Annotated in this window: 15 protein-coding genes; 10 read left to right on the forward strand and 5 right to left on the reverse strand. The window is 72.6% G+C overall.

Features of this window, described 5'->3' with window-relative positions:
• Positions 1–2 precede the first annotated feature (2 nt).
• Positions 3–1,148 (forward strand): adenylate/guanylate cyclase domain-containing protein, encoded by a 1,146-nt coding sequence (locus Sco07f_RS16775; RefSeq protein ID WP_007444195.1) that lies wholly within the window; start codon positions 3–5, stop codon positions 1,146–1,148.
• Positions 1,149–1,207: 59 nt separating this feature from the next.
• On the opposite strand, the gene Sco07f_RS16780 is transcribed toward Sco07f_RS16775, so the two are convergent.
• A complete protein-coding gene (locus Sco07f_RS16780) occupies positions 1,208–1,999 on the reverse strand; it encodes a hypothetical protein (protein ID WP_244942065.1) in 792 nt (263 codons plus the stop codon).
• A gap of 213 nt (positions 2,000–2,212) precedes the next feature.
• Between Sco07f_RS16780 and Sco07f_RS16785 the strand changes: the two genes are divergently transcribed.
• The 3 genes from Sco07f_RS16785 (at position 2,213) to hutH (ending at position 5,916) form a co-directional block, all read left to right on the forward strand.
• Positions 2,213–3,013 (forward strand): enoyl-CoA hydratase/isomerase family protein, encoded by an 801-nt coding sequence (locus tag Sco07f_RS16785; RefSeq protein ID WP_108988272.1) that lies wholly within the window; start codon positions 2,213–2,215, stop codon positions 3,011–3,013.
• An 82-nt stretch (positions 3,014–3,095) separates the two neighbouring features.
• Entirely contained in the window at positions 3,096–4,244 is a 1,149-nt protein-coding gene (locus tag Sco07f_RS16790; RefSeq protein WP_164383451.1) for a GGDEF domain-containing protein, read from the forward strand.
• 103 nt (positions 4,245–4,347) lie between these two features.
• Entirely contained in the window at positions 4,348–5,916 is a 1,569-nt protein-coding gene (gene hutH, locus Sco07f_RS16795) for a histidine ammonia-lyase (RefSeq protein ID WP_108988273.1), read from the forward strand.
• A 147-nt stretch (positions 5,917–6,063) separates the two neighbouring features.
• On the opposite strand, the gene Sco07f_RS40135 is transcribed toward hutH, so the two are convergent.
• Complete coding sequence (locus tag Sco07f_RS40135) at positions 6,064–6,405, reverse strand: hypothetical protein (RefSeq protein ID WP_174855370.1); 342 nt, start codon at positions 6,403–6,405, stop codon at positions 6,064–6,066.
• A 109-nt stretch (positions 6,406–6,514) separates the two neighbouring features.
• Between Sco07f_RS40135 and Sco07f_RS40140 the strand changes: the two genes are divergently transcribed.
• Positions 6,515–6,868, forward strand: coding sequence for a hypothetical protein (locus Sco07f_RS40140; protein ID WP_007444289.1), 354 nt, complete (start codon positions 6,515–6,517; stop codon positions 6,866–6,868).
• A 230-nt stretch (positions 6,869–7,098) separates the two neighbouring features.
• Positions 7,099–8,346 carry a L,D-transpeptidase gene (locus Sco07f_RS16805; protein ID WP_007444290.1) on the forward strand — a complete coding sequence of 416 codons (1,248 nt, stop codon included), beginning with the start codon at positions 7,099–7,101 and terminating at the stop codon, positions 8,344–8,346.
• Between the two features lie 87 nt (positions 8,347–8,433).
• Here the strand turns inward: Sco07f_RS16805 and Sco07f_RS16810 are convergent, their stop codons facing one another.
• Complete coding sequence (locus tag Sco07f_RS16810; RefSeq protein ID WP_108988274.1) at positions 8,434–8,955, reverse strand: carboxymuconolactone decarboxylase family protein; 522 nt, start codon at positions 8,953–8,955, stop codon at positions 8,434–8,436.
• 182 nt (positions 8,956–9,137) lie between these two features.
• On the opposite strand from Sco07f_RS16810, the gene sigJ reads away from it, so the two are divergent.
• Positions 9,138–10,052, forward strand: a complete 915-nt coding sequence (sigJ, locus tag Sco07f_RS16815) for an RNA polymerase sigma factor SigJ (RefSeq protein WP_108988275.1) — start codon at positions 9,138–9,140, stop codon at positions 10,050–10,052.
• Between the two features lie 39 nt (positions 10,053–10,091).
• Here the strand turns inward: sigJ and Sco07f_RS16820 are convergent, their stop codons facing one another.
• Positions 10,092–10,874, reverse strand: coding sequence for an MBL fold metallo-hydrolase (locus Sco07f_RS16820; protein ID WP_108988276.1), 783 nt, complete (start codon positions 10,872–10,874; stop codon positions 10,092–10,094).
• Positions 10,875–10,964: 90 nt separating this feature from the next.
• Here Sco07f_RS16820 and Sco07f_RS16825 point away from each other — a divergent pair, with 90 nt between their 5' ends.
• Positions 10,965–11,567 (forward strand): TetR/AcrR family transcriptional regulator, encoded by a 603-nt coding sequence (locus Sco07f_RS16825; protein ID WP_007444292.1) that lies wholly within the window; start codon positions 10,965–10,967, stop codon positions 11,565–11,567.
• A 255-nt stretch (positions 11,568–11,822) separates the two neighbouring features.
• Here Sco07f_RS16825 and Sco07f_RS16835 read toward each other — a convergent pair whose 3' ends face one another.
• Positions 11,823–12,698, reverse strand: a complete 876-nt coding sequence (locus Sco07f_RS16835; RefSeq protein WP_108988278.1) for a helix-turn-helix domain-containing protein — start codon at positions 12,696–12,698, stop codon at positions 11,823–11,825.
• 167 nt (positions 12,699–12,865) lie between these two features.
• On the opposite strand from Sco07f_RS16835, the gene Sco07f_RS16840 reads away from it, so the two are divergent.
• Together Sco07f_RS16840 and Sco07f_RS16845 are read left to right on the forward strand one after the other, a co-directional pair.
• The gene (locus tag Sco07f_RS16840; RefSeq protein WP_007444294.1) at positions 12,866–13,906 is read left to right on the forward strand and encodes an NAD(P)-dependent alcohol dehydrogenase; all 1,041 of its coding nucleotides are present in this window, start codon (positions 12,866–12,868) and stop codon (positions 13,904–13,906) included.
• A 165-nt stretch (positions 13,907–14,071) separates the two neighbouring features.
• Positions 14,072–14,857 (forward strand): SDR family oxidoreductase, encoded by a 786-nt coding sequence (locus Sco07f_RS16845; protein WP_108988279.1) that lies wholly within the window; start codon positions 14,072–14,074, stop codon positions 14,855–14,857.
• The last annotated feature ends 107 nt before the right edge of the window (positions 14,858–14,964 follow it).

A 14,964-nucleotide genomic window follows, 5' to 3' on the forward strand; every position in this document is an offset into this window, starting at 1 on the left:
GCGTGACCGTCGACGACACCGGTTCCGGCGCGGACGGGGACGGCCGGGTGGACCCCGAGCCCGCCCCGGACGCCGCCGACCCCGGCGAGGACCCGCTCGCGCTGCGCCTGGAGGGGCTCATCCTGGGCGCCGAGCGCCGCTACACCCCCTTCCAGGCCGCCCGCAGCGCGGGCGTCTCCATGGAGCTGGCCTCCCGGTTCTGGCGGGCCATGGGCTTCGCCGACATCGGCCAGGCCAAGGCGCTCACCGAGGCCGATGTCCTCGCCCTGCGGCGGCTGGCCGGTCTGGTGGAGGCGGGGCTGCTCAGCGAGGCGATGGCCGTTCAGGTCGCCCGGTCCACGGGGCAGACCACCGCCCGGTTGGCCGAGTGGCAGATCGACTCCTTCCTCGAGGGCCTGACCGAGCCGCCCGAGCCCGGGATGACGCGCACCGAGGTCACGTATCCCATCGTCGAACTGCTCCTTCCCGAGCTTCAGGAGTTCCTCGTCTACGTCTGGCGGCGCCAGCTCGCCGCCTCGGCGGGACGGGTCATCCAGGCCGGGGACGACGAGGAGATGGTGGATCGGCGGCTCGCGGTGGGCTTCGCGGACCTGGTCGGGTTCACGCGGCTGACCCGGCGGATGGAGGAGGAGGAGCTCGGCGAACTGGTCGAGGCCTTCGAGACGACCTCCGCCGACCTGGTGGCCGCGCGCGGCGGACGGCTGGTCAAGACCCTCGGCGACGAGGTGCTCTACGCCGCCGACGACGCCGGTACGGCCGCCGAGATCGCGCTGCTCCTCGTCGAGACGATGGCCCACGACGAGACCATGCCGGAACTGCGCGTCGGCATCGCCTTCGGCACCGTCACCACCCGGATGGGCGATGTCTTCGGCACCACCGTCAACCTGGCCTCCCGGCTCACCTCGATAGCCCCCAAGGACGCCGTCCTCGTCGACTCCGCCTTCGCACAGGAGCTGATCCGCACCGGGGACGCCCCCGCCTCGGAGGCGGCGGCCGCCGAGGAAGCGGCCGCCGCGGAGAAGGAGGGCGAGGAACCGCCGGTGTACCGCTTCGCGCTCCAGCCGATGTGGCAGCGCCCGGTACGAGGTCTCGGCGTGGTCGAACCGTGGCTGCTCACGCGCCGGGGCCACGCCGGCGGGGAGTCGTAGGCGGAGGAGCCTCGTAGGCGGGGACAGCCGGGGAGCCGTAGGCCCGGAGAGGCCGTCGTTCAGCCGCCGAGCAGGTCGACGCAGAGACCGATGACCGGCACGCACAGGCCCGGGTCGTCGGGTTCCGGCGCCGGGGCGGACGGCGGTGGCGTGCTGCGCGCCGGTGGCGGCGTCGGTGCGGTGGGGGACTCGGACCGGGACGGCCGCGGAGTGCCCGGGGCCGGGGTACGGCCCCGGTCGTCGGCGCCGTCCTCGCGTCCCCCTCCGCTCTGCCCCTCCCGCGTCTGCCCCTGCCTGCGCCCGTCGGTGGCGTCCTGGCCGCCCGGCGCGGTCGTGGCGGTGGGGAGCGGGACCGGTGCACCGCTCGCGGACGGGCCCGGCAGGGCGCCGGGTATGAGGCCCGGCCCGGGGGAGCCGCTCAGGCCGCCCATGGCGGACGTCGCCGAAGGGCTCGCCCCGGGCGGTCCGCCGCCGGTGCCCGCGGTGGTGGACGCCGGCGCCCACTCGTCCGCGGCCGTGTCCCGGCCTCCGCCGTCCACGTGCGGCGCCGCCTCGGCGCCGTAGCCGCCGGTCGCGGCACCGCCGGGCTCGGGCAGCAGGCGCACGAGGCTCAGGGCGCCGACCGCCAGGGCGAGGCCGCCGGCGACCAGCAGTACCTTGCGGGGGCGGGGCCTGCGGTGCCGGCCGCGCCGGAACCACGCGTACCGCGGCTCCGGCACCGCGCCGGTGCTCGGGCCGCCGGTCGTTTCGGCGGTCGGTCTTCCGGCCGTCCGCGTGTCGGCCGTCCGCGTGTCGGCCGTCCGTCTGCCGGTCGTCCGTCTGCCGGTCGTCCGTGTGCCGGTCGTCGTCATGGTCCCTCCCCGGTGCGCACGCGCCCCCGCTGCGCCGTGGCGGAGCGAGGCTACGGTCTGCCGTCGGCCGGAGTGGGGCGGTCGCCCGTATGTCACTCGAACGGGTGGGCGGCGGCCGGTGTGCGGGGCGGGCGCGTCCGGTCTTCCCCCGCGCGGGCCCGCCTGCGATGATCGGGCGGTCGACTTGTTAACACGCGTTAACCGGAGGGTGTCATGAGCGAGGAGCGGTTCGGAGAGTTCGTCCTGGTGCGGCGGCACGGGGACGGGCATGTCGCGGAGCTCGCGCTCGACCGGCCGAAGGCCATGAACGCCGTCTCGACCGCCATGGCCCAGTCCGTGGGTGCGGCCTGCGCGGCCCTGGGTGAGGACCGGGGCGTACGGGTGGTGGTGCTGACCTCGACCCACGAGCGGGCGTTCTGCGTCGGGGCGGACCTGAAGGAGCGCAACTCCTTCTCCGACGCCGATCTGCTGCGCCAGCGGCCGGTGACGCGGGGGGCGTACACGGCGGTGCTCGAGCTGCCGCAGCCGACGGTCGCGGCCGTGCACGGGTTCGCGCTGGGCGGCGGCTTCGAGCTGGCGCTGTCCTGCGACGTGATCGTGGCCGACCGTACGGCCGTGGTGGGGCTGCCGGAGGTGTCGGTGGGCGTGATCCCGGGCGGCGGCGGTACGCAGCTGCTGCCGCGCCGGGTGGGGGCGGCGCGAGCGGCCGAGCTGGTGTTCACGGCGCGGCGGGTGGCGGCCGGGGAGGCGCGCGAGCTGGGGCTCGTGGACCAGCTGGTGGAGGAGGGGCGGGACCGGGAGGAGGCGCTGGAGCTGGCCTCCCGGATGGCCGCCAACTCGCCGGTGGGCCTGCGCGCGGCCAAGCGGGCACTGCGGCTCGGGCACGGTCTCGACCTGCGGGCGGGCCTCGAGGTCGAGGACGCGGCGTGGCGGTCGGTGGCGTTCTCGGGGGACCGGGCGGAGGGCGTGGCGGCGTTCAACGAGAAGCGGGCGCCGCGGTGGCCGGGTGAGTGAGCCGAGCGCACGGGTCGAAGGCAATCGCCCGGTTCGCCCCGTTTGAGTAACGTTTCTTCGTGAATCTCCCTAGCCTGGAGTGATGGGTGACGACAGGCGGCTCGCGGCCGTGGTGGCGCTTGCGCAGGGGATGGCCGCCGCGCAGAGCGCGCGTGAGGCGTGGCGGGCGGCGGCCGTCGGCGGATGCCTGGCGCTGGGCGGCAGCTTCGCCGCGCTGTCGGTGTGGGAGCGGGAGCTGGGCCGGCTCCGGGTGCTCGTGAACGTCGGCCGGCGGGCCGAGGACGAGGAGGAGTTCCCGGAGAACGAGTCCTACCCGGTGCACCAGTTCGCGGAGATCACCGAGTTCCTGCACGAGCGCTGGGCGGGCGGCGGTGAGCCCGACGCCTGGGTCGAGACGGCCGAGGGGCCCGCCGCCGGGCGCCCCGGGTACGTCCACCAGCGCGTCGCCGCCCTGCGCCGCCGGGGCCGCGGCTGCTGCGTGGTCGCGCCGATCGTGCTGCACGGCCGGGCGTGGGGCGAGCTGTACGTGGCCCGGCCGGTGGGGGAGCGGGTTTTCGAGCGGGGCGACGCCGACTTCGCCACCGTCCTGGCCTCCGTCGTCGCCGCCGGGATCGCGCAGACCGAGCGGCTCGAGGAGGTCAGGCGGCTCGCGTACACCGACGCGCTCACCGGGCTGGCCAACCGCCGCGCCGTCGACTCGGCGCTGGACGAGGCCGTCGAGCGGCACCGCGAGGAGGGTGTCGTCGTCAGCCTCGTCGTCTGCGATCTGAACGGCCTCAAGCGGGTGAACGACACGCACGGCCACGCCGTCGGGGACCGGCTCCTGGAGCGGTTCGGGTCGGTGCTGTCGCTGTGCGGCGCGATGCTGCCGGGGGCGCTCGCCGCGCGGCTCGGCGGGGACGAGTTCTGCCTGCTCGCGGTCGGGCCGGCCGCCGACGCGGTGGTCAAGGCGGCCGAGGAGCTGTGCCGCCGGGCGGCCGAACTGGAGCTGGGCGACGGCGTGGCCTGCGGGGTCGCGTCCACGGAGGACCCGGTCGGGCCGGTGCGGTCCGCCCGCCGGCTGTTCCGGCTCGCCGACGCCGCCCAGTACCGCGCCAAGGCCGAGCGGGCGTCCGGGCCGGTCGTCGCGGGACGCGAGGGGCCCGACGACCCCGTCGTGCGGCTCGCGGACGAGCCCTCCCGGGAGGAGGACGGGGAGCGCAGGCGGTTCAGGGGGCGGCACTCGCCGTGACGCCGGGGCGCGCGGGAGCGGTAAGGGGCGCAGCCCGCGCGCATCCGTGACGCATCCCCTCGTGACATCATCGAATTCACTGCGTACGCTCCTGAATATGGATATGCACACTGTGGTGGTGGGGACGGCCGGGGTCACCGCGTCCGACGTTCTCGCCGTGGCGCGCGGCGGCGCCCGGATCGAGCTCTCCGGCGACGCGGTCGCCGCCCTGGCCGCGGCCCGCGGCATCGTGGACGCGCTGGCCGCCAAGCCGGACCCCGTGTACGGCGTGAGCACCGGCTTCGGTGCCCTGGCGACCCGGCACATCAGCCCCGACCTGCGCGCGCAGCTCCAGCGCAACATCGTCCGCTCGCACGCCGCCGGGATGGGCCCGCGCGTGGAGCGCGAGGTGGTGCGGGCGCTGATGTTCCTGCGGCTGAAGACCGTCTGCTCCGGACACACCGGTGTCCGCCCCGAGGTCGCCCAGACCATGGCCGACGTGCTCAACGCCGGGATCACCCCGGTCGTGCACGAGTACGGCTCCCTCGGCTGCTCCGGCGACCTCGCCCCGCTGTCGCACTGCGCGCTGACCCTCATGGGCGAGGGCGACGCCGAGGGCCCCGACGGCACCGTACGGCCGGCCGGTGAGCTGCTCGCCGCGCACGGGATCACCCCGGTCGAGCTGCGCGAGAAGGAGGGCCTCGCCCTCCTCAACGGCACCGACGGCATGCTCGGCATGCTGGTCATGGCCCTCGCCGACCTCGACACCCTCTACAAGTCGGCCGACATCACCGCCGCGCTGACCATGGAGGCCCTGCTCGGCACCGACAAGGTGCTCGCCCCCGAGCTGCACGCCATCCGCCCGCACCCCGGGCAGGCCGCCAGCGCCGCCAACATGGCCGCCGTGCTCAAGGGCTCCGGCCTGACCGGGCACCACCAGGACGACGCACCCCGCGTCCAGGACGCCTACTCGGTGCGCTGCGCCCCGCAGGTCGCGGGCGCCGGACGCGACACCATGGCCCACGCCGGCCTCGTCGCCGAGCGCGAGCTGGCCGCGGCCGTGGACAACCCCGTCGTCCTGCCTGGGGGTACCTCCCAGGCTTTCGGCTCTGGGGGAGGGCGGGTGGAGTCCAACGGCAACTTCCACGGCGCCCCGGTCGCCTACGTCCTGGACTTCCTCGCCGTCGCCGTCGCCGACCTCGGCTCCATCGCCGAGCGGCGCACCGACCGGCTGCTGGACAAGAACCGCAGCCACGGCCTGCCGCCGTTCCTCGCCGACGACGCGGGCGTCGACTCCGGCCTGATGATCGCCCAGTACACGCAGGCCGCCCTGGTCGGCGAGCTGAAGCGGCTCGCCGTACCGGCCTCCGCCGACTCCATCCCGTCCTCCGCCATGCAGGAGGACCACGTGTCGATGGGCTGGTCGGCGGCGCGCAAGCTGCGCACGGCCGTCGACAACCTCACGCGCGTGATCGCCGTGGAGCTGTACGCCGCCACGCGCGGGATCGAGCTCCGTGAGGGCCTCACCCCCGCCCCGGCCTCGCAGGCCGTCATCGACGCCGTACGGGCGGCCGGTGTCGAGGGGCCGGGACCGGACCGCTTCCTGGCGCCCGACCTCGCCGCGGCGGACGCGTTCGTGCGCGCCGGGCACCTGGTCGCGGCGGCGGAGACGGTCACGGGGCCGCTGCGCTAGCGGACGGTGACGTGTCCGAGGGGCCCCGGCGGAACGACGCCGGGGCCCCTCGTGCTGCTCCTGGACGCTCCGGACGGTCGACGGCGACCTCGTAGGGCACGGGACGGCCCCGGACGGTCAAGAAGGCCAAAAAAACGTCAAGTTCTGTCAAAAGTCGAGGCGTTCCCGGCGGACCGAGTAGCCCACGAAGCCCGCGCCGAGGCCGAGGCAGAGGGCGCCGCCGACGACGTACGGCGTGCTGTCGAAGCTGCCGGTGTCGGCCAGCCGGGTCGTGCCCTCGCCGGTCGCCGCCGTGTCCGTGGCGGTGTCGGCGGAGGTGTCCGCGGATGCGGCTCTCGCCTGGGCCGTGACCTGCGGAGACGGCGTCGCGGCCGCGGACTCGAGCACCGGTGTCTCGGGGGTCGCGTTGGCCGACGGGACGAACCACAGGGCACACAGCAGGCCGCCCGCGGCGGTGGCGGTCAGCAAGGAACGGCGAGCGGATGACACGGAATATCGATCCCCTTGTGGCGCTGGCGAATTGGCCGTGTGGGCAGATGTTAGTGAAAGGCGCGGGTCACAGGAAAGTCACGGGAGGGGTCGGCCTTACGCTCCGGGCATGAGCACTCCAGAGACATCACGGTTTGTACGGGTTCGCGTCGAGCTGGTTCTCGAGATCGACGACGACGAGGCCGTCACCGGGGCCGCACTCCAGGCCCTCGCCGACGACACCGACCTGTCCGACGCGGAACGGGCGGACTCCGAGCGCGCTGTGACGGAGGACACGGCCGAGGCCCTGGCGCATCTGGTGGACCCGTTCGACCTGGTCGGCGCGGTGCCGGGGGTCGAGCTCCGGCAGGCCTCCTGGAGCAGTGAGCAGATCGACTACGACCCCGATTCGTCCGAGTGGGACCTCGACGAGGATGATGGCGACGAGAACGACCCGGAAGACGATGAAATGACGGTCGGCTGACGCGGTGTGGGGAAATTCCTGACCCCGGACGGCAACCGCCGTCCGGGGTTTCGTCGTCTCACGGTGCGCACTGACCGACACCTCCCCGCACCGTCCGCGCCCTGAGCGGCAAACGTGGTATGGGCCACACCTGTGAGCGATGTGGAACGGGACGAACCGGTCGTAGCGTTGAAAGTTATTGACGGGGTATCTCGGGGTTTCGGGAATCGGCAACGATGGAGAAGCGTGTGATGACGGACGGTAAGCGGCGCAAGGGCCTGGCGGCCGCGTCCGCACTGCTCGGCGGTGTGCTGGTGCTCTCGGCATGTTCCAGTAGCGACGCCGACACCTCCGGGGGTGGGGACGGCAAGACCTCGCAGGCCGAGGTCGACGAGGCGGCGGCGAAGAAGACGTCCGAGGCCCAGATCAAGATCACGCCCAAGGGCGGCTCGGACAACGCCTCCATCAACAACTCCGCCGGCGTCACCGTGAGCAAGGGCACGCTCACCGAGGTGAAGATGACCGCCTCGGACGGCACCGAGGTCAAGGGCGAGATATCCGCCGACAAGACCAGCTGGAAGCCCAGCGGTCAGCTGGAGCGCGCCACCAAGTACTCGATCTCGGCGACCGCGAAGGACTCCGAGGGCCGCGCCGCCCACGAGAACACCTCGTTCACCACGGTCTCGCCCCAGAACAGCTTCATCGGGACCTTCACCCCGGACGACGGCAAGACCGTCGGCGTCGGAATGCCCGTGTCGATCAACTTCGACAAGGAGATCACCGACAAGGCCGCCGTCCAGAAGGGCATCACGGTCAACAGCAGCAGCGGCCAGGAGGTCGCCTGCCACTGGTTCTCCACCCAGCGCATGGACTGCCGCCCCCAGGACTACTGGCAGGAGGGCTCGACCGTCACCCTCAAGCTGGCGCTCGACGGGGTCGAGGGCGCCGACGGCGTCTACGGTGTCCAGCAGAAGTCGGTCACCTTCAAGATCGGCCGCAACCAGGTCTCCTACGTCGACGCGAAGACCAAGCAGATGAAGGTCACGCAGGACGGCAAGACGGTCAAGACCATCCCGATCTCGGCCGGCTCCCCGGAGAACAAGACGTACGAGGGCCAGATGGTGATCTCCGAGAAGTTCAAGGAGACCCGGATGGACGGCTCGACCGTCGGCTTCACCGACGACGACGGCAAGGGCGAGTACGACATCAAGGACGTGCCGCACGCCATGCGCCTGAGTACCTCCGGCACCTTCATCCACGGCAACTACTGGGGCAAGGGCATCTTCGGCAACGCCAACACCAGCCACGGCTGCGTGGGCCTGGCCGACGCCAAGGGTGCCGACGACCCGAACACCCCGGGCGCCTGGTTCTACAACAACTCGATCATCGGTGACGTGGTCGTCGTCCAGAACACCGGCGACAAGACCATCGCCCCGGACAACGGCCTCAACGGCTGGAACATGGACTGGGCCCAGTGGAAGGCGGGTTCGGCGGTCTGACGGCCCCGGCCCCCCCCCGTTCTCCGAGCCACACAGCGCCTGTCGCCCCGCACCGGGGCGGCAGGCGCTGTCTCGTCTCGGGCGGTGTCAGTCGGTGTAGTTCTTCCCCGGGGGCCGGCCGGGCACCGGCTTGCCGACGAGGGCGACCGGGGTGAACAGGCTGATGTGGCCCAGGTACAGGGTGAGCTGCCAGATCCCGTCGGTGTCGTAGTGCCGGGACAGCCGGGCGAACAGGTCGTCACTCACCCGGTCCCCGAACGGGTTCGGGGTGAGGACGGCCTCCGCGAGTTCCAGCGCGGCACGCTCGGGACCGGTGAAGCAGGGGGCGCTCTGCCAGGTCGCCACGGCCGTGATGCGCCACTCCTCCTCGCCGGCCTTGCGCAGGGCGTCGGTCGCCGCGACGCCGTGGTAGGTGCTGCCGATGAGCTGTGCGGTGCGCAGGCGCATCAGAGCGAGGGTGGCCTGCGGGACCGGACCGCTGCGGAGTGCCTTCTGCACGGCGGCGGAGAGGGCCAGCAACTCCGGGTAGAGCCCGGTGGGGTCGGGCAGGCGGGACCGTACCCCGTCCTGCCCCGCGGTGGTGGTCGTCGTGTCCTCGGTGGTGGTCATGGCGGAGTCGCTCCTCGGAGTCGGTTCGGACGTCGTTCCACCCCTCCGACACCGTGGCGGCCCGAAGTGTGAGCCCCCGTCCCGGACCGGGTGCTCCGGCCCGCATGTCACACATGGCCGCGCTGTCGCGTCGTAAGGAGGTGAGGACACGCGCGCACGCGGCAGAAGGAGCGTCGGAAGCAATGACCACCCGATCCGCGCCGGTCACCGGCGAGCGGCGGCAACTGATCAACGTGGCCTACCGGATGCTCGGCTCGCTGGCCGACGCGGAGGACGCCGTCCAGGAGGCGTACGCCCGCTGGTACGCGATGCCGGCGGGCCGCCGCGAGGCCGTCGGGACCCCGGGGGCCTGGCTCACGACGGTCGTCAGCCGGGTCTGCCTCAACCACCTGCGCTCCGCCCGGGTCCGGCGGGAGCACTACGTGGGGCAGTGGCTCCCCGAGCCGCTGGCCGACCCCGCCGAGCGGAACGCCGCACGGACGCCCGGTATCGCCTCCGACCCGGCCGATCTGATCACCCTCGACGAGTCGGTCGGCATGGCCTTCCTGATCGTCCTGGACTCGATGTCCCCGGCCCAGCGGGTCGCCTTCGTCCTCCACGACGTCTTCCGCTATCCGTTCCCCGAGGTGGCCAGGATCGTCGGCCGTACGCCGGCCGCCTGCCGCCGGCTGGCGTCCACGGCGCGCCGGGCGATCCGCACCGCGCAGGAGTCCGCCGCGACGTCGACGGCGGAGGACGCGGTCGTCGTACGCGAACTCAAGCGGGCCTGGGAGACCAACGACGTCGACGCGCTCATCCGGCTACTCGACCCCGAGGTGGCCGCGGTCGGCGACGGAGGCGGCGTGGTGCGCACCCTGGAGCACCCAGTGCGGGGCAGCGAGCGGATCGTGCGCGGCCTGCTCCGCTTCGGCCCGCGGCAGTCCGGGCAGACGCTGCTCGAACGCACGGTCAACGGGCGGCCGGGACTGGTCGGTTGCCAGGACGGTGCCGTCGTGACGGTGTACTCCTTCGGCGTCTCGGACCACCGCGTCCGCCACCTGTGGGCGATGCGCAACCCCGAGAAGCTGCGCTCCTGGGCGACGGCCCCGGCCGCGTGAGCCGGGGGAGGCCGGGGGGCGGGGGCGCCGGGGCTCCGGTCAGCCGGCGAGGTCCAGCCATTCCCCGACGGCCAGTGCGTGCGCGCGCCGTCCGGCGTACGTGCGGAACTCGGCCTCCGGGTCGGCGACCTCGACGTAGCCCGGGACCTTGTCCGGCTGCTCCGGCTCGTAGTGGATGGGCACCGCGAACCGGGCGTCGAGGATTTCCGCGGCCGCGGCGGCCTGCCGCGGGTCCAGCGCGGCGGGCACCGGGCTCGGGGGCCGCAGGTGCGGTGCGTCGACCACCGCGCCGTTGGCGGGCAGGAACACCGCGTCGAACGGGCTGAACCGGCGCGCGACCAGCCACCAGAAGCCGTGGAACATCGTGTCGCCGCCGTGGAGGATCCGCCGCCCGTCGGCCTCCACCACCCAGTTCACCTGTGGGTCGCCGAGCCCGTCCACAGCGGGGGCCGCCGTGACGCGGAACGGCCCCAGGTCGCGCGAGGACCAGACGTCCACGACCTCGACGGCCAGCCGGTGCCGGACCAGCTCGCGCTCGGCCAGGAGCGTCGTCACGTTGTCCACGTCGTCGCCGTGACCGGGCGCCGGCCGCAGCACCGGCGCCCCCGGCGTCAGCACGTCCGCGAGCGCGGCCGCGTCGGTGTGGTCCCGGTGCAGGTGGGTGACGAGCGCGGCGGACGCCCTCCCGCCCGGCACCGCCACGTTCTCGCCGGGCTTCCACCCCGTGAACAGCGGCGAGAGGTCCCGCACGTAGTCGATCAGCAGTCGCTCGCCGCCCGCCTCGACCTCCAGTCCGGCCCAGCCCAGTCGTCGCACTCGCATGTCGCACTCCTTCGGTCGGTGGAGCTCCGGACGTTAGCGTACGGGCGTTCGCTAAATCAATAGCGAACGCCCGTACGCTATAGTCGTCGCATGTCACCACGTCGCTCAGCGGCCGAAGCGCAGGCCACCAGGGGCCGGATCCTCGGCCGTGCCGCCGAGATCGCCTCCGAGGAAGGGCTGGACGGCATCACCATCGGCCGGCTCGCCGAGGAGCTGGAGATGAGCAAGTCCGGGGTGCACAAGCACTTCGGCACCAAGGAGACGCTGCAGATCTCCACGCTGGACAAGGCGTTCGTGGACTTCTGGCACCGGGTGGTCGAGCCGGTACTCGGCGAGCCGCCGGGTCTGCGGCGACTGCGCGCGGTCTGCGCCAACTCCGTGGGCTACCTGGAAGAGCCGCTGCTGCCCGGCGGCTGCCTGATGACCGCGGCACTCAGCGAGTACGACGGCCGGCCCGGCCGGGTCCGCGACGCGGTGGCCGAGGTGTGGTCGCGCTGGCGGGAACAACTGCGGGCGGACCTGACCACGGCGGTGGACAACGGCGAGCTGCCCGCGGACTTCGACGTCGACCAGGCGCTGTTCGAGATCGTCGCGGCGGGGCTGGCGCTCAACGCGGCCATGCAGCTCCAGCACGACCGCACGGCCGCGGACCGGGCCCGCCGCGCGATCGAGCGGGCTCTGGACCAGTCCTGACCCTCACCGTGCGGCGGTCCGGAATCACCGAAATGGCGAGCAACCGGATCGACTTGGTCGCCCAGCCGGCCACCGCGAGAAACCCCCAAAGCCCGGAGGACCAGCCGGAGTCGTGCGTCAACCACCACAGGACAGCCGCGGAAGTGAGCAAGAGGAAGACCGGCACGACGAGCCACGCGAACGCATGGCATCGGATGACTTCGCTCATTCGGACGGAGGACCTTCCGAAGAACTCGTAGCGCGTCGTGTGCACCGTCACGCCGACAGTGAAGCCGCCGCGTCCGTCCCCCAGCTCGCCAGCAGGCGCAGTGCGTCCGCCGACGGGGAGCCGGGCTCCGCGTGGTACGTGATGAAGGCCTGCTCGTCGTCGTCGACCAGGCGGAACGTCTCGAAGGACAGGGTCAGGTCGCCGACCAGCGGGTGTCGCATCCGCTTGACGCCGTAGCTCTTCTCCTTGACGTCGTGCGTGGCCCACAGGCGGCGGAACTCCTCGCTCTTCACGGAGAGTTCCCCGACGAGCGCGGACAGTCGCGGGTCGTCCGGGTGCCGGCCCGCGTCCATGCGCAGGAAACTGACCATGTCGTACGCCTTCTGGTCCCAGTCGACGAACAGGTCGCGGTAGTCCGGGTTCAGGAAGACCAACCGCGCCCAGTTGCGCTCGGCGGCCGGCAGCCTGCCCCAGTCGCCGAAGAGGGCCGCGGCCATCCGGTTCCAGGCGAGGATCTCCGAGCGGCGGCCCGTCACGTACGCGGGCACCGTGTCGATCGACTCCAGGAGCTGGAGCAGCGCCACCCGCACCGGCTGCTTGCCCCGCGGTGCCCCGGCCCGCCGGCGCTGCTGCTTCGGCTTCGCCAGGTGCGTCAGGTGTGCCTGCTCCGCGTCGGTCAGCCGCAGCGCGCGGGCGATCGCGTCCAGGACCTCCGCCGACACGTTCTGCCCGTTGCCCTGCTCGAGACGCGTGTAGTACGCCACCGACACCCCGGCCAGCTGCGCCAGCTCCTCGCGCCGCAGCCCGGGCACCCGGCGCTGCCGCCCGTACGACTCCAGGCCCACGTCCTCCGGCTTCAGCCGAGCCCGCCGGGTACGCAGGAACTCGCTCAGTTCGGCCCGCCGGTCAAGCTGTCCGTCCATGCTTCCAGTATCACCGGATGTATTCCCGGTCGTACGCACATGAGCCTGTCCCCGTCAGTGGTACGCACGCCGGTCGTACGCAAAGCCGTGGTCTGGGTGGATCCGCAGGTCGCAGGCAGGGTGGAAGCATCACCCAGTCACGCCAAGAGAATCCCGGAGAACCCGGCATGACCACTGTCGCCGCGTACGCAGCACCCGCCGCCAAGGCACCGCTGGAGCGCACCACCATCGAGCGGCGCGAGGTGCGTGAGCACGACGTCCTGATCGACATCAAGTTCGCCGGCATCTGCCACTCCGACATCCACCAGGTCCGCGAGGGCTGGGGCGAGGCCATCTTCCCGATGGTCCCCGGCCACGAGATCGCGGGCGTCGTCTCCGCCGTCGGCCCCGGCGTCACCAGGTTCGCCGTCGGCGACCGCGTCGGCGTCGGCTGCATGGTCGACTCCTGCCGCGAGTGCGAGAACTGCAAGGCCGGCCGGGAGCAGTACTGCACCAACGGCAACGTGATGACCTACAACGCCGTCGGCAGGGACGGCGAGGTCACCTACGGCGGCTACTCCGAGAAGGTCGTCGTCGACGAGAACTTCGTCCTCGGCATCCCCGAGGGCATCTCCCTGGACGAGGCCGCACCCCTGCTGTGCGCCGGCATCACCACGTACTCCCCGCTCAGGCGCTGGAACGCGGGCCCCGGCAAGAAGGTCGCCGTCGTCGGTCTGGGCGGCCTCGGCCACATGGCCGTCAAGCTCGCGCACGCCCTGGGCGCCGAGGTGACCGTGCTGTCGCAGTCCCTGCGCAAGAAGGACGACGGCCTGAAGCTGGGCGCCGACCACTACTACGCCACCAGCGACCCGGCCACCTTCGAGGAGCTGGCGGGCACCTTCGACCTGATCGTCTCCACGGTCTCCGCCCCGCTCGACTTCGCCGCCTACCTGGGGCTGCTGAAGACGGAGGGCACGCTGGCCAACGTCGGCGCCCCCGAGGAGCCCGTCTCCCTCAACCTGTTCGCGCTGCTCGGCGGCGGCAAGTCCCTGACCGGCTCCATGATCGGCGGCATCGCCGAGACCCAGGAGATGCTGGACTTCTGCGCGGAGCACGGCATCGGCGCCGAGATCGAGCTGATCGCCGCGTCCGAGGTCAACGAGGCGTACGAGCGGGTGCTCGCCAGCGACGTGCGGTACCGCTTCGTGATCGACACCGCGACGATCTGATCCCCGGAGGAAGATTCTTCGGGATTTCTTCCTCCCTCCTGTCACACAGCCGCCCCGCCCCGGGTCATACCGCCACGACACACAACGGCGGACGTCCGGGGCGGGGCGGTTCCACATCGGCTCCCACCCCGCCCCCGGACGCCACGGACACCGGGAGCAGCAGCCATGACCCACCCCTCGATCTCCACGACGCCCCTCCTGGTCACCGGCGGCACAGGAACCCTCGGCGGCCACGTCGTCCCGCTGCTGCGGGCGGCCGGCCGGGACATCCGCGTCCTCACCCGGCGCCCCCGCCCGGACGCGGACGGCATCACGTACGTCACCGGTGACCTGCGCACCGGCGAGGGCGTCGAGGCCGCCGTCGACGGCGTGCACACCGTGCTGCACCTGGCCGGCGGCCCCAAGGGTGACGACGAGGCGACCCGCACCCTGGTGCGCGCCGCGGTCGGTGCGGACGTACGGCACCTCGCGTACATCTCGGTCGTGGGCGCCGACCGCGTCCCGCTGGCCTGGCTGCGCACCAAGCTGGAGTCCGAGCGGGCGATCGCCGGCTCGGGCATCGGCTGGACGGTGCTGCGGGCGGCCCAGTTCCACGAGCTGACGCTGACGATGATCGAGAAGATGACCCGGCTGCCGGTCCTCCCGGCCCCGGGCGGGCTGCGTCTGCAACCGGTCGCCGCCCGCGAGGTCGCCGCGCGCCTGGCCGAGCTGACGCTGGCCGAGCCGTCCGGCCGGGTGCCCGACATGACCGGCCCCGAGGTCCACGATCTGGCCACGCTGGCCCGTTCCTACCTCGACGCGCGCGGCGGACGCCGGCGTCCGAAGCTGCCGGTGCGCATTCCCGGGAAAGCGGGGCGCGCGTACCGTTCTGGCGCGAACCTCACCCTGGAAGACGCACTGGTCGGCAAGCTGACGTGGGCCGAATTCCTGGCGGAGAGGGTGACCGTATGAGTTCTCCCGGCCTTTCTGGCCGAAAGTCGGCGCAGTCGAAGAATATGCGCATGACAACTATTGCAAAGCGAATGAAAACCTTCGTCCCCACCTCCGCAAAGGGTGCT

The sequence above is a fragment of the Streptomyces coelicoflavus genome (assembly GCF_003112555.1).
GTDB lineage: Bacteria > Actinomycetota > Actinomycetes > Streptomycetales > Streptomycetaceae > Streptomyces > Streptomyces coelicoflavus.

What these genes read in the sequence shown, in the direction of transcription:
- Sco07f_RS40140 (WP_007444289.1), top strand. Translation starts at nt 6,515, where the DNA reads ATGAGCACTCCAGAGACATCACGGTTTGTACGGGTTCGCGTCGAGCTG.
- sigJ (WP_108988275.1), top strand. Translation starts at nt 9,138, where the DNA reads ATGACCACCCGATCCGCGCCGGTCACCGGCGAGCGGCGGCAACTGATC.
- Sco07f_RS16810 (WP_108988274.1), bottom strand. Translation starts at nt 8,955, where the DNA reads ATGACCACCACCGAGGACACGACGACCACCACCGCGGGGCAGGACGGG.
- Sco07f_RS16825 (WP_007444292.1), top strand. Translation starts at nt 10,965, where the DNA reads ATGTCACCACGTCGCTCAGCGGCCGAAGCGCAGGCCACCAGGGGCCGG.
- Sco07f_RS16840 (WP_007444294.1), top strand. Translation starts at nt 12,866, where the DNA reads ATGACCACTGTCGCCGCGTACGCAGCACCCGCCGCCAAGGCACCGCTG.
- Sco07f_RS16805 (WP_007444290.1), top strand. Translation starts at nt 7,099, where the DNA reads ATGACGGACGGTAAGCGGCGCAAGGGCCTGGCGGCCGCGTCCGCACTG.
- Sco07f_RS16820 (WP_108988276.1), bottom strand. Translation starts at nt 10,874, where the DNA reads ATGCGAGTGCGACGACTGGGCTGGGCCGGACTGGAGGTCGAGGCGGGC.
- Sco07f_RS16790 (WP_164383451.1), top strand. Translation starts at nt 3,096, where the DNA reads ATGGGTGACGACAGGCGGCTCGCGGCCGTGGTGGCGCTTGCGCAGGGG.
- Sco07f_RS16845 (WP_108988279.1), top strand. Translation starts at nt 14,072, where the DNA reads ATGACCCACCCCTCGATCTCCACGACGCCCCTCCTGGTCACCGGCGGC.
- hutH (WP_108988273.1), top strand. Translation starts at nt 4,348, where the DNA reads ATGCACACTGTGGTGGTGGGGACGGCCGGGGTCACCGCGTCCGACGTT.
- Sco07f_RS16780 (WP_244942065.1), bottom strand. Translation starts at nt 1,999, where the DNA reads ATGACGACGACCGGCACACGGACGACCGGCAGACGGACGACCGGCAGA.
- Sco07f_RS16785 (WP_108988272.1), top strand. Translation starts at nt 2,213, where the DNA reads ATGAGCGAGGAGCGGTTCGGAGAGTTCGTCCTGGTGCGGCGGCACGGG.
- Sco07f_RS16835 (WP_108988278.1), bottom strand. Translation starts at nt 12,698, where the DNA reads ATGGACGGACAGCTTGACCGGCGGGCCGAACTGAGCGAGTTCCTGCGT.